General features: G+C 38.2%; 13 protein-coding genes. 8 read left to right on the forward strand and 5 right to left on the reverse strand.

Annotated elements, in window-relative coordinates:
* Positions 1–147: 147 nt before the first annotated feature.
* The 5 genes from A9996_RS02050 (at position 148) to A9996_RS20800 (ending at position 4,332) form a co-directional block, all read left to right on the forward strand.
* A complete protein-coding gene (locus A9996_RS02050) occupies positions 148–1,368 on the forward strand; it encodes an exo-beta-N-acetylmuramidase NamZ family protein (protein ID WP_111625770.1) in 1,221 nt (406 codons plus the stop codon).
* Between the two features lie 174 nt (positions 1,369–1,542).
* Entirely contained in the window at positions 1,543–2,658 is a 1,116-nt protein-coding gene (locus A9996_RS02055; RefSeq protein ID WP_066430336.1) for a GTP-binding protein, read from the forward strand.
* Positions 2,659–3,095: 437 nt separating this feature from the next.
* Positions 3,096–4,049, forward strand: coding sequence for a glycoside hydrolase family 130 protein (locus A9996_RS02060; protein ID WP_282955919.1), 954 nt, complete (start codon positions 3,096–3,098; stop codon positions 4,047–4,049).
* On the forward strand, positions 3,994–4,146 hold the full coding sequence (locus A9996_RS20795; RefSeq protein ID WP_282955920.1) for a glycoside hydrolase family 130 protein: 153 nt from the start codon (positions 3,994–3,996) through the stop codon (positions 4,144–4,146). The genes A9996_RS02060 and A9996_RS20795 overlap by 56 nt, the downstream gene beginning before the upstream one ends.
* 54 nt (positions 4,147–4,200) lie before the next feature.
* Positions 4,201–4,332: a hypothetical protein gene (locus A9996_RS20800; protein ID WP_262510699.1), complete on the forward strand. Its 132-nt coding sequence runs from the start codon at positions 4,201–4,203 to the stop codon at positions 4,330–4,332.
* Positions 4,333–4,610: 278 nt separating this feature from the next.
* Here the strand turns inward: A9996_RS20800 and A9996_RS02065 are convergent, their stop codons facing one another.
* A complete protein-coding gene (locus A9996_RS02065; protein WP_245905252.1) occupies positions 4,611–7,859 on the reverse strand; it encodes a T9SS type B sorting domain-containing protein in 3,249 nt (1,082 codons plus the stop codon).
* Positions 7,860–8,568: 709 nt separating this feature from the next.
* Between A9996_RS02065 and A9996_RS02070 the strand changes: the two genes are divergently transcribed.
* On the forward strand, positions 8,569–9,444 hold the full coding sequence (locus tag A9996_RS02070) for an ABC transporter ATP-binding protein (RefSeq protein WP_066430339.1): 876 nt from the start codon (positions 8,569–8,571) through the stop codon (positions 9,442–9,444).
* A gap of 2 nt (positions 9,445–9,446) precedes the next feature.
* Positions 9,447–13,052 (forward strand): ABC transporter permease/M1 family aminopeptidase, encoded by a 3,606-nt coding sequence (locus tag A9996_RS02075; protein WP_066430343.1) that lies wholly within the window; start codon positions 9,447–9,449, stop codon positions 13,050–13,052.
* A gap of 149 nt (positions 13,053–13,201) precedes the next feature.
* Here the strand turns inward: A9996_RS02075 and A9996_RS02080 are convergent, their stop codons facing one another.
* From A9996_RS02080 to A9996_RS02090, 3 genes are all read right to left on the reverse strand, one after another.
* Positions 13,202–13,660 (reverse strand): COG2426 family protein, encoded by a 459-nt coding sequence (locus A9996_RS02080; RefSeq protein ID WP_066430348.1) that lies wholly within the window; start codon positions 13,658–13,660, stop codon positions 13,202–13,204.
* A 343-nt stretch (positions 13,661–14,003) separates the two neighbouring features.
* Positions 14,004–15,890, reverse strand: a complete 1,887-nt coding sequence (locus tag A9996_RS02085) for a CocE/NonD family hydrolase (RefSeq protein ID WP_066430349.1) — start codon at positions 15,888–15,890, stop codon at positions 14,004–14,006.
* Positions 15,891–16,308: 418 nt separating this feature from the next.
* On the reverse strand, positions 16,309–16,533 hold the full coding sequence (locus A9996_RS02090) for a hypothetical protein (RefSeq protein WP_066430532.1): 225 nt from the start codon (positions 16,531–16,533) through the stop codon (positions 16,309–16,311).
* A 438-nt stretch (positions 16,534–16,971) separates the two neighbouring features.
* Here A9996_RS02090 and A9996_RS02095 point away from each other — a divergent pair, with 438 nt between their 5' ends.
* Entirely contained in the window at positions 16,972–17,823 is an 852-nt protein-coding gene (locus A9996_RS02095; RefSeq protein ID WP_083993816.1) for a prenyltransferase, read from the forward strand.
* 7 nt (positions 17,824–17,830) lie between these two features.
* Here A9996_RS02095 and A9996_RS02100 read toward each other — a convergent pair whose 3' ends face one another.
* Positions 17,831–19,336 (reverse strand): phytoene desaturase family protein, encoded by a 1,506-nt coding sequence (locus A9996_RS02100; RefSeq protein ID WP_066430353.1) that lies wholly within the window; start codon positions 19,334–19,336, stop codon positions 17,831–17,833.
* Between the last annotated feature and the right edge of the window lie 172 nt (positions 19,337–19,508).

A 19,508-nucleotide genomic window follows, 5' to 3' on the forward strand; every position in this document is an offset into this window, starting at 1 on the left:
CCGATGAATTCACACAAGACTAAATAAAAAAAAGTCTAAATAGTTAGTTACAATCAAGTCTTTGTTCTTGATTCTATTAGCGCAGCGGTCTTGATTCTATAGAATACAACAGTGGCTATTATTAATCAATTAAAAAAATTAGGACTTATGAAATACGTTTTAGTATGCTTTATGACTTTCTTAGCTTGTAACTCCAATCCTAAGAACAACCAAATTAGCGAAAACATTGGAACAGAACCTACTGTTGAAAAGCCAGAGATTGTTGTAGGCGCCAATCGAACAGAGGCGTATCTTAATCTTCTGAAAGGTAAAAACGTGGGCGTAGTGGCCAATCAAACCAGCGTCATTTTTAAAGATGAAAGCGAACAGAGCTACACCCATCTTGTTGATTCGTTACTGGCGTTAAACATCAAGGTTACCAAAGTCTTTTCACCTGAGCATGGTTTCCGTGGTACTGCAGATGCTGGCGAACATATAGAGAATGGTATTGATGAAAAAACAGGTCTGCCAATTTTTTCTCTTTATGGGAAAAATAGAAAACCACCAAAAGAAATTTTAAAGGACATTGACGTTATGCTTTTTGATATTCAGGATGTTGGCGTTCGTTTTTATACCTATATCTCCACGCTTCATTATGTGATGGAAACTGCGGCAGAACTTAATATTCCCCTCATTATTTTAGATCGTCCAAATCCTAACGGACATTATATCGATGGCCCTATTTTGGAAAACGATGTTAAAAGTTTTGTAGGCATGCATCCGGTGCCTATTGTTTATGGGATGACTATTGGAGAATATGGCAAGATGATCAATGGCGAAAAATGGTTGGAAAATGGTATTCAAAATGACCTTACGGTAGTGCCTCTTAAGAATTATACCTATAATTCAGCATATGATCTGCCCATAAAACCCTCCCCAAACCTTCCCAATGCCCAGTCAATTAATTTATATCCTAGTGTCTGCTTTTTTGAAGGCACGACGTTAAGTTGTGGGCGGGGTACAGAAATGCAATTTCAGGTGTTTGGTGCGCCTTTTTTACCAAAAGAAACATTCGATTTCAGCTTTACACCACAACCAAATTTTGGAGCTAAAACTCCAAAGCATCAAGGAGAAGTTTGTTATGGAAGAGATTTAAGAGCTGTGGAACGCCTTAGTGAAGTGCGGTTGGATTGGTTGATAGAAGCTTACAATTCAGCACCGGATCAAAAATCGTTTTTCAATGACTTTTTTCCAAAACTGGCGGGAACTAAAAAATTACAGAAACAGATAGAAAAAGGGATGTCTGAGGCAGCCATTAAAGAATCCTGGAAACCTGGATTGGAATCCTTTAGCAAAACCAGAGAAAAGTATTTGTTGTATAACGAATAGAAACAAGAAAGGCGGCGCTATTTCTTCAAATGGAAAAGCTTTCGCCCAAGTATTTTCTTCAAGCTAAAAAGAGCAGGAGCTCAGATTTGTCACTCGGTTTTAATGTCTTAAATTAGTACCTTGAACGATACGAATAATTCCAGACGAAATCACTCCAAGTACCCTTAACTAAAAATGAGCAAGAACCAAGACATTACGAATCTCGAGAAAAAACTTAAAGCTGATCTCGATACCTTTGAATCTGCAAAAATAAAATGCGGCATCATTGGTCGTAGCGGTGTTGGGAAATCGTCATTGATCAATGCCATTGTTGGCGAGTATATTGCAGAAGTTGGCGAAGTAGAAACCACCATGGAAGTGGGTAAACCAATCGAACATCGCGGCTTAAACTTTTATGATCTTCCGGGATGCTCTACCATAAATTTTCCAAAGGAAAAATATCTAGAAGAATTTCATATCAGCAATTTTGATTGCGTCATTTTAGTGACCTCGGATCGGTTTTATGAAGATGACTTATACTTAATCAACGAACTTTTAAAAATAAAAATGCCTGTTTTTGCGGTCAGATCTAAAATAGACTTTTCAATTGACAGAGCTTTAAAACGGAATATCTCCGAAGAAGAAACCTATAACACGGTTCTCGATAACCTCAAAAAAAATCTCGAAGGCTACAGTCTGAAAGGTATTTATTTAACCTCTGCCGATTATCCCCAAGAATACGACTTAAGTCAACTTTTGGATGACATTTATTCCAGTCTGGGTAAAATTAAACAGGAACGGTTTATAGCGGATATCAATATCACGAGCAACAAAATCTTAGCAAAAAAAAAAGAACTCGCCAATAAAATTGTAGGCATGCACGCCGCCCTTGCAGCGGTCAATGGAGTCAACCCAATACCCGGACTTGATATTGGGGTAGATATCTCCCTGTTAATGCGAATGGGGGTTCATGTCAGGGATATTTACTGTTTGGGAGAAGAGCAACAGAATTTTATCACGGAACTTCTCGATAAAAAGAACTCAAAAGTATTGGCTGCAAAAGCAGTGCAATTTGGCTCCAAGTATCTGGGAAAAGAAGCCGTGATTCTACTTTTAAAAAGGGCAGGGGCGACGGTAGCCGCAAAATCTGCTTCTAAATATTTCCCCTTTATTGGGCTGGCCATTTCATCAACGGTGGGTTTTTTTCTGACCTCTTCCATAGGGAAAGAGATGGTGACAGATGCTGAGTCAATTGCTACAGAAAATTATGAGGCACTAAAATCTATCAAAATAAAACGCGATGCGATGTAAGAGTCGCTTCCCTAATAATTGAAGATCTCAATTTGTGATGATCTTTTATCGTTGCGATAAATAGTCGATATAAAAAATATACCCTTTCCCAAAGCGTCATTGCGAGGAGGCACGACGAAGCAATCTGATGAGGGAATAGACGAACGAAGAAATCTTACCAGGGATTAAAGAAAAAAAAAAATTATGCAACTTACAGATTGCTTCGTCCTTCGTCCTCTCAATAACGCACCGCCCAGGGGGACTCGCAATGGCATACCAAGTTTTTTGGGTCACCTTGCTTTTTCAACATAAACATTTTTTGGAAATAGACCATACAATTAATATGTTATATGTTAGTAAAAATGTGAATGTTAGATAAAAACCAGTCTTAGTTCTTGAAGCTAATAGCAAGACGGTTTTAAGTATCTTATCAGACAGTGATTAATTCCAATATACGTATGAGCGACATTGCAGTTCGAAATAAACAAAACCCTATACTTTCTACAGAAATGTTGAAGTCTAGCGATGCACTTATGATCATTGAGTGTCTCCTGAATCCTGGTGTCTTCAAATTCAATGGAAAAACCTGGTTGCTTGTCCGTGTGGCTGAGCGCACGGTTCAGGACGAAGGATCGCTTTCAGTACCTATTTACAACGAGAACGGAAAGGTGGAAATTTTAAATTTTGATTTAAAAGATCCTAGTCTGGAGGCTTCAGATGCCAGAGTAATTACTTATGATGGCGTTGATTATCTCACTACCATATCACATTTGAGGCTGGTTTCTAGTACTGACGGCATACATTTTTCAGAGGACGAATCCTATCCTTCCCTTTTTGGTGAAGGCGCCTATGAATCTTACGGAATTGAAGATTGCAGGGTCGCACAAATTGACGATATCTACTATCTAACCTATACCATGGTCTCGCCAAACGGTGTGGGCGTTGGGCTTAGAACTACCAAAGATTGGAAGACTTTTGAGCGGAAAGGAATGATTTTCAGCCCTCACAATAAAGACTGCGCTATTTTTGAAGAGAAAATCAATGGCAAATATTACGCGCTTCACCGCCCTAGTAGTCCCCAATTAGGGGGCAATTATATCTGGCTTGCAGAATCGCCGGATGCCGTCCATTGGGGGAATCATAAGTGTATTGCCAAAACACGTCAAGGGAAGTTTGACAGTAAACGTTTGGGAGCTGGGGCAGCGCCTATAAAAACAAAAAAGGGCTGGTTGGAAATCTACCACGGTGCCACAGAAAAAAATAGATATTGTTTAGGGGCGCTACTTTTGGATTTAGATGATCCCACAAAACTAATTGCCCGTTCAGAAGCCCCTATTATGGAACCAATCGCTGCCTATGAAGAAAAATGGTTTTTTTGGAAATGTTGTTTTCACAAATGGTCACAGGGTTGATGGTGACACCATTACGATGTATTATGGCGCGTCTGACCAATATGTTTGCATGGCCGAGTTTTCAATTGAGGACATCTTACAAACATTAGGACAATAACAATAAATTCAATTAGGGTAAGACTAAAGGATTTTACAAGTATTGCAAATAGTAATGATAATCACAGCGGTTATCTATAATGAACTGACCATGCCAGCCCGCACAGGGGTAACCATTGGCTATCCACACGCAATTTTTAAAAATGCTTTTGGGGATATTATTGCCATTTCCAGCGGCTTGAAATAGCATAACATTGGTCAAAACATAAACGACAAAGCCGATCTTTTCTTAGAGATCCAGTGGCGTTAAGGTGGTATTTAAGAAGTAGCTCATAAGCCATTTGAGCATGATGCTATCCTTCGAAATGAAAATAGTATCGGCAGCATCGGGAGTAAGACTGTGTAGATTAGCTTTACCCATCAGGACGGTTTTTCTAATAAGTAGTTTATGAAAATAGCAGTTTCCGCTTTACAAACTTTATAATTTAGTAACCACATTGTATTTAGTCTTGTTTAACAATTTTTTCAACGTTTCAGCGTAAAGTGCCCCGAGAAATGAGTCCCATTGCCAAGATCAGCAGTAAACCAATAATCATTTGCTATTAAGGGATTGCCGTTATAAAGTCCGTTCCAACCAACATCATTTGATGCCAATTGGCTCAATAATTTCCCATATCGGTCAAATATCATTATTGTGGCATTTGGAAATGCAGTGATTCCTTTTATGTGCCAATAGTCATGATAACCATCATTATTTGGTGTAAAGAATCTTGGGTAGTCTACAATTATAACGTTTCGCGAATCTTCGCCACAGCCATCTTTATCTCTTACGTACACCGTATAAATGCCGCCTTGTACATTTGAAAAATAGTTGCTGTCTTGATAGTTTATGCCATCTGTCGAATATGCAAAATGACCATCACCCGAAGCTATGATCTCAATAAAATTAGCCCCTAATTGGCCATAGTTGACCTGCTCTATTTGCGGTAAGACAGACCGAATTAAATCAAATGAAAAGGTGTTTTCACAAATGATCCCATTTTCTACTTGGGTGACGGTTAACAGATAGGTTCCTTCGTTTACTATTTCGGCATTTGGTGTTGATGAAATTAAAGCACCATCTTGCGAAATCCATTCATAACTGAGGAAATTTGGATTGACAGCTAAATTCATGGAAGGCTCTAAATTACAAATGAAATAAGCGGCTTCTAAATTAATTTCTGGTAAACGGTTTACGATAAGGTCAAAAGAAGTCTCAGAATAACAAAGACGATTCAATCTGTTTTCAACCCTAACATTTATGGTTTGACTGTAGGCCATCGTATTTAATAGAGACGTTGGTAATGGACTTGGCAGACTATTTCCTTCACCATCAGAATAGAACACTTCCAATCCTGATTGAGCGCCTAGAAGCGTTGACGCAACGGAAGAGGTGTTAAAATATGCAAAACCATCACCTGCATCACAAGCATACAAATTGTCCGGTTGATTAATATGAGGTTGGGTTGCTGTTTCTAGATTTAATAGGGTCTCCGCGTAACACTCAGTTTGTTGAGTTGTAACCCTGACTGTAATTTGCTGTGTGTAAGCTTCGGTATTGGTAAAAGGATTTGGCAAAGGATTTGGCAATGTATTTCCTGAGGCATCAAAATATGTAACTGCCATTCCAGTCTGAGAACCTACAACTTGACTTTCAATAGTTGAAGTATCAAAATATTCTGAAAAACCGTCGGCGTTAGTGTCACAACCTACTAAGGTGTCCAATGGATTTGCCATGGGTTGTTCATTGACAAATAAGGTAAATTTGGTTTCGTTATAACATTCTGTCGCATCATTCGTGACTCTCACCGTAATGATTTCTTCGTTTGGAATTTGGTTGACATAAGGGTTTGGCAGCGGACTTTGGAGCTGATTCCCATCGCCATCAAAATACGTCACTGACATCCCGGTTTGACCCCCAAGTACGATGTTTTCAACAGTGCTTAAATCAAAATTGGCAAAGCCATTGGAGTTAGTTTCACAGTTGGTAAAATTTGGAATAGGGCTTAATTTCGGCAGAGGATTCACAATGACATCGAAAGTGGTTTCAGAATAGCAACACGTATTATTAGCATGCGCTACTCTTACTGTAATGGTTTCCTTATTCTTAACGCTGTTTGTAAATGGCATAGGCAGTGTAGTGTATTTTTGGCCCCTACCATCCACAAAGGTCACCACTTTATTTGTCTGTCCACCTAAAACTTGCTGGGTAACTGTTGAGAGATCAAAACTGGATGAAATTCCAGTATTGTAAACGGTTTCACAAGCATAAACGTTATTAATGCCATAGGCATTTGGGGGCTCCTTAACATCAATGGTTTTGCTGATCACCACAATACTGCCATCTTTAGACGTAATTGTTGCAGTAATTGTATGACTGCCATCTGCTGAAAAATCGTGAAAGGGTGATATGTCCGTAGAATTGTTGTCAGTCCCTGAGGCAGGATCCCCAAAATCCCATAGCACCGAAGCGACATTGGCACTATTTTCTACCCGAAACTCCTTTAAAAACTCAGAACAATTATTTGAAATATTCATTTCAAAATTATTGGTGACATGATTCGTTCTTCCGGTGACATTGATAAAGAAATTAATATTTGGGTTTGTAACCGCTTTGTATTCCTGAAAAGGAGGGCAGCCGCCATTTTCTGACCGTATCCAAGAGACATCACTGCTCTGTGCGCCACCCGCTATAAACGCTAGACCTGCGCTATTAACTTCAACCAATATTCTATCAACATCGGGGGGAATGACAATAGGAGTTCCAAATATAATTTCAAAAACTTGTGGTCTTGCCGAACCGAAGTATGGCACCCCAATAATTTGGCTGCTGCCAATTAAATCGGCATTTGAATACGAGCTCGGAAAATTAGCATCAATCTTATAGATATTGAACTGAATTTTGACGTCATAAACACCAACGCTGGCAAAGGCTACTTGACCTCTGTCAATTATAAATTCCTCATTGTTAGAAACTCCAAAATCGTCTAGAACGAATGTTCTCGCATATTTTAATCCGCCCCATTTACAACTATATTGGTTGACTTTTATAACGTCATCACACACATTATGGGTTAAAAGGGTGGGGGCGCCCAAATCAGCTGTGGTGCGTAATTCTCCAGTCACATTAATAAAAAAATTAGCATCATTTACGGGAGGGTCAAGAGCAACTGTGGGTGTATGATTATAGACCACATGACAGCCCCAATACCATGACATATCAGTGTCTTCTTCGGTTCCTGCTATATAAGCAATAGCCGTATCCATAGTATTGATATCAAACAATTTTCTGACCTGAACCAAAATCTGCTGCGTGCCTTCTGGGACGACAACAGGAATATCAAAAACTACATTTATTATTTCCGGTGTTGCTCCTATAATCGGAATGGGAACGATCTGACTACTTCCGATAAGGTGTGTAATTGAGGAGGACGTTGGGAAATTGGAATCTATTTTATAAATGTCAAACCGTAAACTTGATCCTCCTAAAGCGTTATAAAGAGCAACCTGTCCTGAGTTAATAACAAATTTATCATTATTTGATATTCCGAAATCAGAAAGCGTAAATGTTCTTGCCCAGGATTCTGAAACATCACAAGAGAACATGTCTGTCGCAATGGGCGTATTTCCTACATTGTGGGTAAGTGTAATTTGAGCTTTTACGTATTGAAAACTTAGAATAAATAGAAGAAAAGCAAGGTATTTAATTATAATTTTTGAGTAGTTTTTCGTCATACTTAGCTGTCGGGTTTGGAGCTTTGATCAATATACAGGTATGTAAACCAGCGTAGGAGCTGCTTTATATTTCTGTAAATCTAATCGTTTTTAAATATAATAAAATATTCTTGAGAGGATTCTACTATATTTTTTATGATTGAGATTTTAAGGAAGATTTCCGAATGATTGATTTGATCATTAATAGTAATGAACTTATGAACTTGTTTGTTATGACACCAAAATTTATATTATAATTGCTCTTGGTCAGAAAACGAAACACTTTCGTCCTCCCAAATTTCCGTTCACCATTTCACAGAGAAGAAACATGATGAAAGTAGACCTGGAAATTCAGTAGAAATTTATAATAAAATTTGGAGAACGTTATATAATGAGAGATGCGAGCGTGAGCATCTTGTGTAGAATGGCCGAGTGGAATATTTACGAATTGACGTACAAACGGATCAAAAATCGTTGAAAATCCTATTGATATTATGATTCCTGTCTAAAGCGAAGAATCCCAGAAATAAGTGAATTGGTAAGTTATAATTAGCCTTAGTCCTTAATTACACCTCGAACATCTAAAAGGCGGTTATCTAGTGTGGTGTTATTTACTGCATCGGATTTTTGTTTAGTACTATTTGTTTAAAATATCTAGTATTACGATTGTAACAATATCCAAAAAGCTGCTACTAATGCTATGAAACCAACAACCTTCTAAACTATATCTATGCTTTCTATCCAAAACCTGAATAAAACCTATCCCAACGGCACAAAGGCCTTAAACAATGTAAATCTCGAAATCGATAAAGGTATGTTCGGACTGCTGGGACCCAATGGTGCTGGTAAATCTACCTTAATGCGCACCATTGCAACCCTACAAATTGCTGATAGTGGCACCATTGACTTTAATGGGATAGATGTGTTCAATCAACCTGAAGAATTACGAAAAGTATTGGGTTATTTACCTCAGGATTTTGGGGTTTATCCTAAAGTTTCTGCAGAAATGATGCTCAACCACATCGCAAAAATTAAAGGCATCCACAGTGTCAATGACCGAAAGGCTTACGTGGCGGATCTTTTGAATCAAGTGAATTTATACCAATTCAGAAAACGGAATTTGGGTGATTATTCCGGTGGGATGCGCCAACGCTTTGGTATTGCACAAGCCTTAATAGGCAATCCTAAATTGATAATAGTAGATGAACCTACCGCGGGTTTAGATCCATTAGAGCGAAATCGTTTTCATAATTTGTTAAGTGAATTGGGTGAAGATGCCGTGGTTATTTTATCAACGCATATTGTTGATGATGTGGTGAATTTATGCACAAATATGGCAGTATTTAATGATGGAGGCGTCGTTGTACAAGGCCATCCCCAAGAATTGACCAACTCTTTAAACAACAGAATATTTCGCAAACGGATTGAAAAGGATGACATTGAAAGATACCAAGCTGAATATACCGTGCTTTCCACCTACTTACGTAGTGGCAATATGAACGTCAATGTATTTAGTGATACCCATCCTGAGGAGGGCTTTGAGGTTGTGAACAACACCTTGGAAGATTTTTACTTCTATAGTATTAACCAACCTCAAACCGTATAATTATGAAGGAGATTTTCTTATTTGAACTGAAATACCGTTTAAGACGCCCAGTAACCTACATCTATATTTTCTTGATGTTTATCATTCCCCTTTTATTGAGTGTTTTTGCAGATTCAGCAACGGCGCAATATACCAATAGTCCAAACGCCATTGTTGGTATTTTGGGTGGGATGAGTGTTATAAGTTTGTTTTTTTATGCCGCTATTATGGGCGTTGCAGTCTATAGGGATGAGGAGCATAAAACAGCACAGACCTATTTTACGTTTCCTATTACTGAAAAAAATTACATTCTAGGTCGGTTTTTTGGCAGTTTCACCATTGTTACCGTGATGAATATTGCAGCGGTTATTGGTGCTATGATCGGTTTTGGTATTGGCGCTTTCCTGGACAGGCCTGATTACGGAACATATACCTCCTTTAATTTCACGTCCTATGCCTTACCATTTATCTATTTATTGACATTCAATTCGTTTTTTATTGGCAGCTTGTTCTTTTGTGTGATGACTTTTTTCAAACGCATGTCCATCTTGTATTTGGGCGGTATCGTCATTCTTATTTTAACCAGCGTTTCTGGGCAATTGTTAGCTAATTTAGATACCGAGTGGTTGAGTGTTTATGTGGATCCATTCGGTGAAACAGCCCATAGTTTTATAACAAAGTATTGGACCGTTAACGAATTAAATACTACCCAATTAGCGCTTTCTGGAAAATTCGCGCTCAACCGCTTATTGTGGCTTGGTGTTTCCTTTCTCATTTTCTTTTTTACGTTATTTAAATTCTCTTATAAGGGCTTTTTAATGTCCTCAAAAAAGAAATCGGCCAAAGAATCAAAAGAGGCGTATGTGCCCGCTGCATTTGTTCCGAAAGTTGTACAGCAGTTCAACTCAAAAGCACGTAGAGAAAACCTGTTATCGTTAAGTAAAATTGAATTTCTGTCTATTGTAAAGGAAAATGCTTTTGCGATTTTGATCGTTCTTGGAATCATGGTGGCAGCGTTTGCAACCTACCAATCCAATCAAACTTTTGGCACACCATCACTACCGTTAACACGCTATATGGTGACCCAAATTTCAGGTGGCATCTCCTTATTCTCTATCATCATTTTGGTCATTTATGCAGGGGAAGCTGTGCACAGAACCAGACAAAATAAAACTTTCGAGTTTTATGATGCTTTGCCTGTTAGCAATAGCACCTTGTACCTTTCAAAAATAATTGCTTTAATTGGCGTTGCGGTGGTGTTGACCTTGCTCAATGTTGTGGTCGGTATCTTGTATCAAACCTTTAATGGCTATTTCAACTATGAACTGGGTATGTACCTGACCTATAATTTCACGACGATCTTCCCTAGCTTTCTGATGACTGTGCTGTTGGCATTTTTTATTCATGTGTTGGTCAATAATAAATTCTTAGGTCATTTTATGGTCATTCTCCTTTATGTGGGCTTGCCTATTCTTTCAGTGTTAGTTCTAAAAACATCCAATCCATTGATTATTCTTGGTGGCACTCCTGGATCATTTTTAAGTGATTTGAATGGCTTTGGACATTATCTATACGGTCAATTTTGGTTGAATCTGTATTGGATTTTACTCACCTGTATTCTGGCAACCATCGGGATCGTGTTTTGGAACCGTGGTTTCATTGCTTCGGGGAAGGAACGCTTGACCATTGCAAAACAACGTTTTAGTGGAAAAACGCTAGGCATGATGCTGTTTTTTATAGTGGCATTTGTCTCTGTGGGCGCCTATAGTTACTACAATTTAAAAGTTTTGAATCAGTTGGAAAACAGTAATTACAGTGAAAAACTCAATGCTGATGCTGAAAAAAAATACAGTAAATATATTGATAAGCCACATGTGCAAGTCATTGATCTAAAAGCATTTGTTGATATTTTTCCTGAAGATAGGCGTGTTGCTGCAAAAGGCGAATTTAAGGTGGTCAATAACTTTGAGGTGCCCATTGATACGCTTTTATTGAACGTAGGCTTTCCGATAGCCGATACCGAAATCACCAAAGTCATCTATAACGGAACGGAATTAAAACCTTTTTTAGCAGATGATGCTTATCGGATGTTCATCTACCAATTGCCAACAAGTCTACAGCCAGAAGAAACCGCGTCTTTAGTGATTGAAACAAAGGCCACGACGCATGGCTTCTCTTCAGATACTGAAACCGCCATATTGACCAACGGTACCTTTTTCAGAGACGCTATTTTTCCGTCTTTCCATTATGAACGGGTTTTGTTTGATAACGGGGTGCGTAAAAAATATGGGTTAGAGGAGCTTGATTATTTGTTCCCACCAAGAACAGATAGTACCGCTTTAAAGAAAAATCTATTTAATGAGGATGGCGACTATCTACATTTTGAAGCCACGGTAAGTACATCCAAAGGACAAACAGCAATAGCCCCAGGAACATTAATTAAGAAGTGGGAAGAAAATGATAGAAGTTATTTCCAGTATAAGCTGGAAGAAAAAACCGATTATTTTTTCAGTTTTGTTTCTGCAGACTACGCTATTAAAAAAGACTCTTGGACAGCACCAAGTGGAAAAAAGGTGGCCATTGAAATTTACCATTCACCAAAGCATGACAGGAACCTCGACTATTTTATAAAAGGGATCAAAATTGCTTTAGACTATAATTCAAAAAACTTTTTAGAGTATCCTCATGCCGTAATTCGCGTTATAGAATTTCCGGCGTATGCTAATTTTGCGCAGTCTTTCGCGACGACCATTCCCTATTCTGAGGATTTTGGATTTGTGGCTGATTTTTCAAAAGCAGACAGTTATAATTATGCCTTTAGGATTACGTCTCACGAGGTCGCGCACCAATGGTGGGGCCATATTGTGACCCCAAGTAAAACGTCTGGTGCTAATATCATTTCAGAAACTTTGGCAGAATATGCGTCGTTAATGACGATGAAACAAGAATATGGCGAAAACGGAATCAAGTCGTTCTTAAAAAGTTCGTTAGACACCTATTTGAGCGGACGTAAATTTAGTTTCAAACCAGAACGTTCCTTGATGGATGTTGAGACGGGGCAATATATTTGGTATGAAAAAGGCTCTATGATCATGTACGATTTGCAAGATGCCATGGGCGAAGATGTTGTGAACAGAGGCTTAAAAAACTTTTTGGAAGAATTCAAATATAATAGGAAAGGCTTTTATCCAACTTCTGAAGATTTGTATAATGCCATATATGCCGTGACGCCAGATTCATTGAAATATAAGGTTGATGATGGATTTAAAAAGATCGTGTTGTATGAAAATAGAGTGATGGATGCCAAAACCAAAGCTTTGGACAATGGCACTTGGGAAACCACTTTTACAGTAAATTCCAAGAAAATTTATTATGATAATAAAGGGAAAGAGGATACCGTAGATGACAAGGAAAATTTGGTTGATGTTGGCTTGTTTGGAGAAGACGTTGTAAATGATGACGGTGTAACGATCAAGAATCCGTTGTACTTTAAACTCAAGTGGCTAAAATCTGGGGATAATACCTTTACGATCATTACGGATAAAAAACCTTTGAAAGCCGGGATTGACCCTTACAACAAGTTGATTGACCGTAACTCTGATGACAATTTAAAGTCGGTAGAAGAGTAAATTAGGAAGCAAAGACATGGGATTGGAAAAGCGAGGTAAATCCTCGCTTTTTTATGTAACGTCTCGAGATTTTAGATACAACCAATGTTCAGGAACTAATGTAATCATCTTATAGATATTGAAGTCAGTTGATCCTAATCCAGAAGCTATTAATTGAAACCTTCCATAGCCGCAACAGTGGTTCCCCAAACGATGGCGCATGAAATGAAAATTCCTATAGTGTTTGCCAAAAAAGACTGTTTCTTTTCGAGCCCAAAAAGATAGCCTGCAATCGTACCTGCATAAACCCCTGTTCCAGGAAGCGGAATCAACACAAAAATCATGAGGCCCCAAAAACCGTATTTCTTGACATTTTTTCCAGCCCCCGCTTTAGCGCGCCGCGCTATGAAAATTGCCGACTTTTTATAATAATACCACTTAAAAAAATAACGATTGATAACCTTGAGAAAGAACATCATGATAGGAAAAACGAGCACGTTTGCCAAAAAGCAAAAAAGGAAAGCCCAATACTTATTTACCCCATTCAATAGGGCATAGGGGATACCAAGTTTCGCTTCTCCAAATGGAGACATGCTCCAAAGCACCGCAACAACTATATCAAGAACCATCTCTTTTTCATTTGATTCTGCAAAAATAGCCTATTTACAGAGTGCTACAGCGGGTCCATATATTAAAGTTTAGCTAAAAGAAGCACATATATCAGCATCGAATCAACCACGTCAAATTAGTGGACTTTCGCATTTTCAGATATCTTAAAATCATCCGTTTTTTATTGGGTTATATTGGTATGAATGCATTGGTGAACTGAGAATCGATTTTCCGTGAGGATTAAATCGTAGTAAATAAAAAATCCCAGGTCAAGAAATGACTTGGGATTTTAAAGCTTAGGTAGTTAGTGAGCTACTTTGGTCTTTAACTCTATTTTTTTAGAGCTACTGATTTATAAGCACTCTATTTGGAAACTATAGGGAGCTTTATTTGTGATGGGTATTTTGCAGAGTGATGCACCTTGTTATGAGCGATGACGCCTTCTTTTTCATCGTAGTTATTGCCTCCAGTATTCAAATTACGGGCAAAACGAGGGAAATTACTGCTTGATATTTCAATACGGATGCGATGTCCTTTCTTAAAGAAATTACTGGTAGACATCGGCGTCAAATCTACTTTGTAGACCTTATCTTTCTCCATAAACATTTCTTTGTCATACCCTTCGCGATATCTGACACGTTGGATGGTTTCATCCAAATTGTAGGCGGTGCCATCAGGATAGACATCGATAAGTTTAATGGTAAAGTCAGTGTCTTTGGCGTCTGAGGACACATATAACGTAGATTCTATAAAACCGGAAATTTCTACGCCTTCTTCTAAAACATCAGTGGTATACACCAAAATATCATTTCTGGTTTCCATTTGTTGTTGATCAAAAGCACCTCCTTTAATAGCATTTCCTGTGCAACATACATTACCGCCATAAGAAGGTACTGGTCTCATAGGATCGTAAGTAAAGCTGTCTGGACTGTCAGATTTTGCTTTTGATGTGGTCAGCTTTCCATCACCAAAAAGGCTATTGGCGTTGCCATTACTATTTAAATAAAAAGTTTTTAAAGTGGCATTTTCTGGAGGCCAAGTTTCTGCTGCTTGCCATTTGTTGCTTCCCATGGTATAATATTGCACTCGAGGTGTTTTCTCTCTAAAATCATTTTCTTCTCCTTTCAGCCACAAATCAAACCACCCATAAATTTGCTCATCGTAATTAAGTGTCGCATCGCCAACACTGCGTTCGCCAACAATAGTGTTTTCAGTGGCTCGCGTATAGCTACAATGTAAGGTTGGTGCAATTACCAAGTATTGATTATCTCTGATAGATGGGTCTTTGGAATTAGTTCTCACATGATTAAATAAAGCGAGGTTTGGAGTGATAGACACATCATACCATGAAGCGAACCAAAAACCAGGTACACCAATGTCCATAGTATCATTATAAAGTCCGCCATTATACCAAGCTTTATCATTTGGTTTTCGGACGATCATTTTATCAAAAATCTCATTTTTTCCATTGATGTTTTTTAAGATATCCTGGATAGGTAAATGGTTAAGCGCTTCAGCCATATCAATTGGCGGATTTTCAGGTGCTAAATCGTAAAATCTGGAGATTCTGATCAAATCTTCCTGAGTGGCACCGGCTGGAATGCGTGGTTTAAATTTATCGTGCTCTACACCATACAGCCAAGCGATGAATAGCATTTGTTCAGCGCCACCACGATACCAATTGCCTTGCTCGGTAATTTCTCCAACTTGCCCAACGCCTGCACCAAAAGCTTGGGGCACCATGGCCGCATGAGATGGATGATCAAGAGCAGCAACAGCCATTTGCCATTCAGCAGTAGAAGAACAGCCCAATGTGCCTATTTTGCCGTTAGACCAGGGTTGGTCCTTCATCCATGTAAAAGCGTCAAAGCCATCGGTTAATGGGACTCCTAAAATATCCCATTCGCCTTCTGAAAAATAGCGGCCGCGTTCATTTTGAACCACATAGGCATAGCCCCTTTTAACCGCTTCCAAAGCTCTTTTTGCTGTTCCTGTATTTTCTTCGCCATCTCTCCAAGAATTAAAATTGTAAGGGGTCCGCGAAAAAATAATAGGTACTTTTTTATCTGTTTTTGGACGATAGATATCCGTTGCCAAACGAATGCCATCGCGCATGGGCATCATTATTTTTTGATCTACAATGGCAATGTCTTCAAGTTCTTGAAGGGTATTGTCTTGAGCTTGAAGGCTAAATGTGCTCACAAATAAATAGGCAAGTACAGCCGAGATTAAAATCGTGTGTTTTTTCATTTTAGAGAAGTCTTGGTTTTACTAATTGTTTTGAGTTAGAGGTTATTTTTGGATCTTTTGAGTAGAATTTTATTAGTGGTTTGTTGGTTGGTTATGGGTGACGTTTATATTCATGAGTCCCTTATGGTCTCAGCTCTTGCCAATAAAAGTACAAAACTTCTTTGGAAAATCACAGCCGATTTACCAGAGAGGCAGAGGCCCTGCCTGACGTTTGTCCTAAGCAAGGTTGTGCCTTCACTATAAAACTCAAATTGATACATAACATGTTATTTTAAGGACATGTAACCAAAAACCACTAACAATCAGTTTGTTAATCTAAAGTCTGACACAAAGGTCTTGCTTAAGTATTCACTTTGATGCAAGTTTTAGGGGTATTTTTTTTGAGATCTTATAAAGCACTTCTTGATGCTAATATGATTCATTCTATAATTTCATAGTCAAGATCTAATTTTCTAAAAGCTCGTAAAGCCGAACCAGAGTTTTTATCCTTCATTTCAATAACTACAGCATCGCCTTCTAAGAGTATATCTGTAAGTTCATTGGATAAGGCTTCATCACTACTGGATGAAAACTCTGCAATACATTTGGATATCGCTCTTCTATCGGGTCTTTGGGCATCACAAGACAATAAGTTTATTTTCATAATAATAATAATAATAATAAATAGATTGATGTAAGGTACAGGAGGTGAGATCCATCTGAACGATGCTAACACCATTATTCATTTCTTGGTTGTAGTTTTACTAACTGCAAACATTCATTTTAAAGGTACTCCAAAAATTCAATTCGCTAATTTTAAAAAGCGATAAGGTTACTCTTGCAGTCATTGCACCTGATTATTTTGGAGGTCGCCAATAAAACTGGTGGTGTCCACTGTTAAACGAAGTTAGTTGATTTTTGCCGAAAAGCCCATATCTAGTTATGGTCATTTTTAAAACAACACAAACATACACGTGGTTTTTTGGAAGCGAAATGAATTGAAAAATTTTTCAGTTTTTTGTCTAACAAATATTTAAATAATATAAACAAATAAAGGTAAATAGTTAGATTAAATGATTCTATCACCTTATTTTTGTCTGCTATGAAACTGACCCTAAGAGAGATTTTCTTTTTATCAAGACCGAGATTCTGGATGTATGTCCTCGGAACTTTTCTTGTGGGTGTCATCGCATCTGGGAATCTGTTTTTATATGATGCTTCCACAACGCTTCTTTTAATCGCATTTGGAATATTTTTTTCTTTGCCAGCTAATGTGTTTATCTACGGTGTCAATGATATTTATGACTATCAAACCGATATCCATAATGATAAAAAGACAAAATATGAATCGGTGTTGAAACTCGAAAAACATAGGAGCCTCTGGACGATCATTGTACTGCTCTTACTTCCTTTTGCGCCTTTACTTTTGAGTGTTAATGTGCCCACAAAGCTCGCCTTAGTAGTGTTTCTTTTTACAGGACTTTTTTATTCAGCGACGCCTATAAGAGCAAAAAGTAAACCCCCTTTAGACGTTCTTTTTTCTGCAATTATATATGTTTCTCCGGCACTCGTTGGATTTTTTATCACAGGAAATACGCATATTCAATGGCTGGCAGTGCTTGGAGGTCTTATTTGGGCCTTTGGGATGCAAACCTATTCTGCGGTACCAGATATTGAGGCTGATAAAAAAGCAGGCGTGAATACCTTGGCCATTATGCTTGGTGAGAAAAAGGCCTTATGGTTTTGCTTACTGGCCTATTTGATCTCTGCGTCTATCGGATTTTACTATGTAGGGTTTATTGCGATCCTCTTCGGAATTGTTTATATAGTGATCGTACTACTGAGTATCTATAACAGCTCAAAACTATTTAAATACTATACCTATTTCCCCCTTATCAATGTGATCACGGGAGCAGTCCTGTTTTTCTATCTGTTTTTTAAAGAAATTCTTTAGGAAAAAATTACAGCGATTTTAAGGGCTTGGAGGTTTTAATGTTTTGAATACGTTTATAGACCAGTTCAGCCGAAATCAAACAGATAGGCATTCCAATGCCCGGACTTGTACCAGCACCAACATAATACAGGTTTTTTACCTTCTTACTGTAATTTAAGGGCCGATTCAGGGTTTGCTTTAAAGTATGCGCCAATCCTAAAGCGGTGCCTTTATAGGCGTTGTAATCTCTTCGGAAATCATCACTCCAGTAAGACCGCTCATAGACAACGTATTCTTCAATTGCCGGTAGATTTAAGTCGGTTTTCATCATATTTAAAACCTTTTGGCGGTAGCTTGCCATATCCATTTCAGAAAGCGTTAACCCTGGAGGAATCGGCACTAGAACAAACAAATTATCAGTTCCCGGTGGCGATAAGTCTGGATCGGTTTCCGTCGGCTTACAGATATAGTAACTAGGATCTTCAGGAAGCTTTGGCGTATCAAACAGCTCTTTAAAGTTTTGCTTCCAATCACCACCAAAGCGCAGGTTGTGATGACTTAAAACATCTAATTTTCTATCTAAGCCAAGGTACATGATAAACGCACTCGGACTCAACACAGCCTGTTCCCAATATTTTTCAGGATAGGTTTGGTTTTGCTTTTCAAGTAAATGGGTTTCTGTAAACCATAGATCGGCATTGGAGATGACGATATCCGCTTCTAAAACAGTTCCATTTTCGAGGAGAACGCCAGTTGCTTTTTTATTTTCAACTATAATTTTTGACACTGGGCTATTGGTCATAAAATGTGTGCCATGCTTTTTATTGATGGTTACCAATGCCTTTACAATCTCATAAATGCCGCCTTTGGGGTAGTAAACGCCCATATTGAAATCGATGGCATTCATAATATTATACATGGCCGGTGTTTTTGCAGGATCAGAACCTAAAAAGACCAAGGTATATTCCAAAATCTTTTTGACACGCTCACTTTTAAACCATTTATTGAGATAGGATTGCATGGTTTGGAACGGGTTGAGTTCAATCCCTTTTTTAATCACATCCCATTTTAAAAAATCTAATGAAAAGCCCATATTCCGATACATAAAAGTATCCTTGGCCATTTCATATTGCTCACCAGAACGTTTGAGGTATTCTTTAATTTTAGGCGTAATCCCTGGCTCGAGCTGCTCAAAAAGTGGCAAGTCCTTCTCCAGGTCAGAATGGATATCAACAATGGGTAATTCTTTATCATTGGAAAAAAAGACACGGTAAGAAGGGGAGAGTTTTACCAAATCTAAATGTTTGGAAATGTCTTCATCGAGCAATTTAAAATACTGCTCAAAAACATCTGGCATGAGATACCAAGAAGGGCCCATATCAAACGTATAGCCTTCAGCTTCAAAAATATTGGCACGACCACCCAATTTAGCATTTTTTTCAATGACTGTCACGTCATATCCAGACTTAGCCAACAATGCAGCTGAACCTAGACCTCCAATTCCGGAACCGATAATAATGATTTTCTTTTTCAACAGTGTAAAAATAATGAAGCTTTAAGTGGTTTGAAATTTTTTAGGAAGGAATTTTAAAGATGTTTATGAGTGATGCCATCTTAGCGCACAAAAGAAGGGCATAAACAAAGAAGAATTCAGAAAACAGCAACAAGAGCTGCTTGTTTTGTCATGATCTGTAAATTAATTTAAG

It is taken from the genome of Gelidibacter algens (assembly GCF_001678675.1).
In the GTDB taxonomy this organism is placed as follows: domain Bacteria; phylum Bacteroidota; class Bacteroidia; order Flavobacteriales; family Flavobacteriaceae; genus Gelidibacter; species Gelidibacter algens.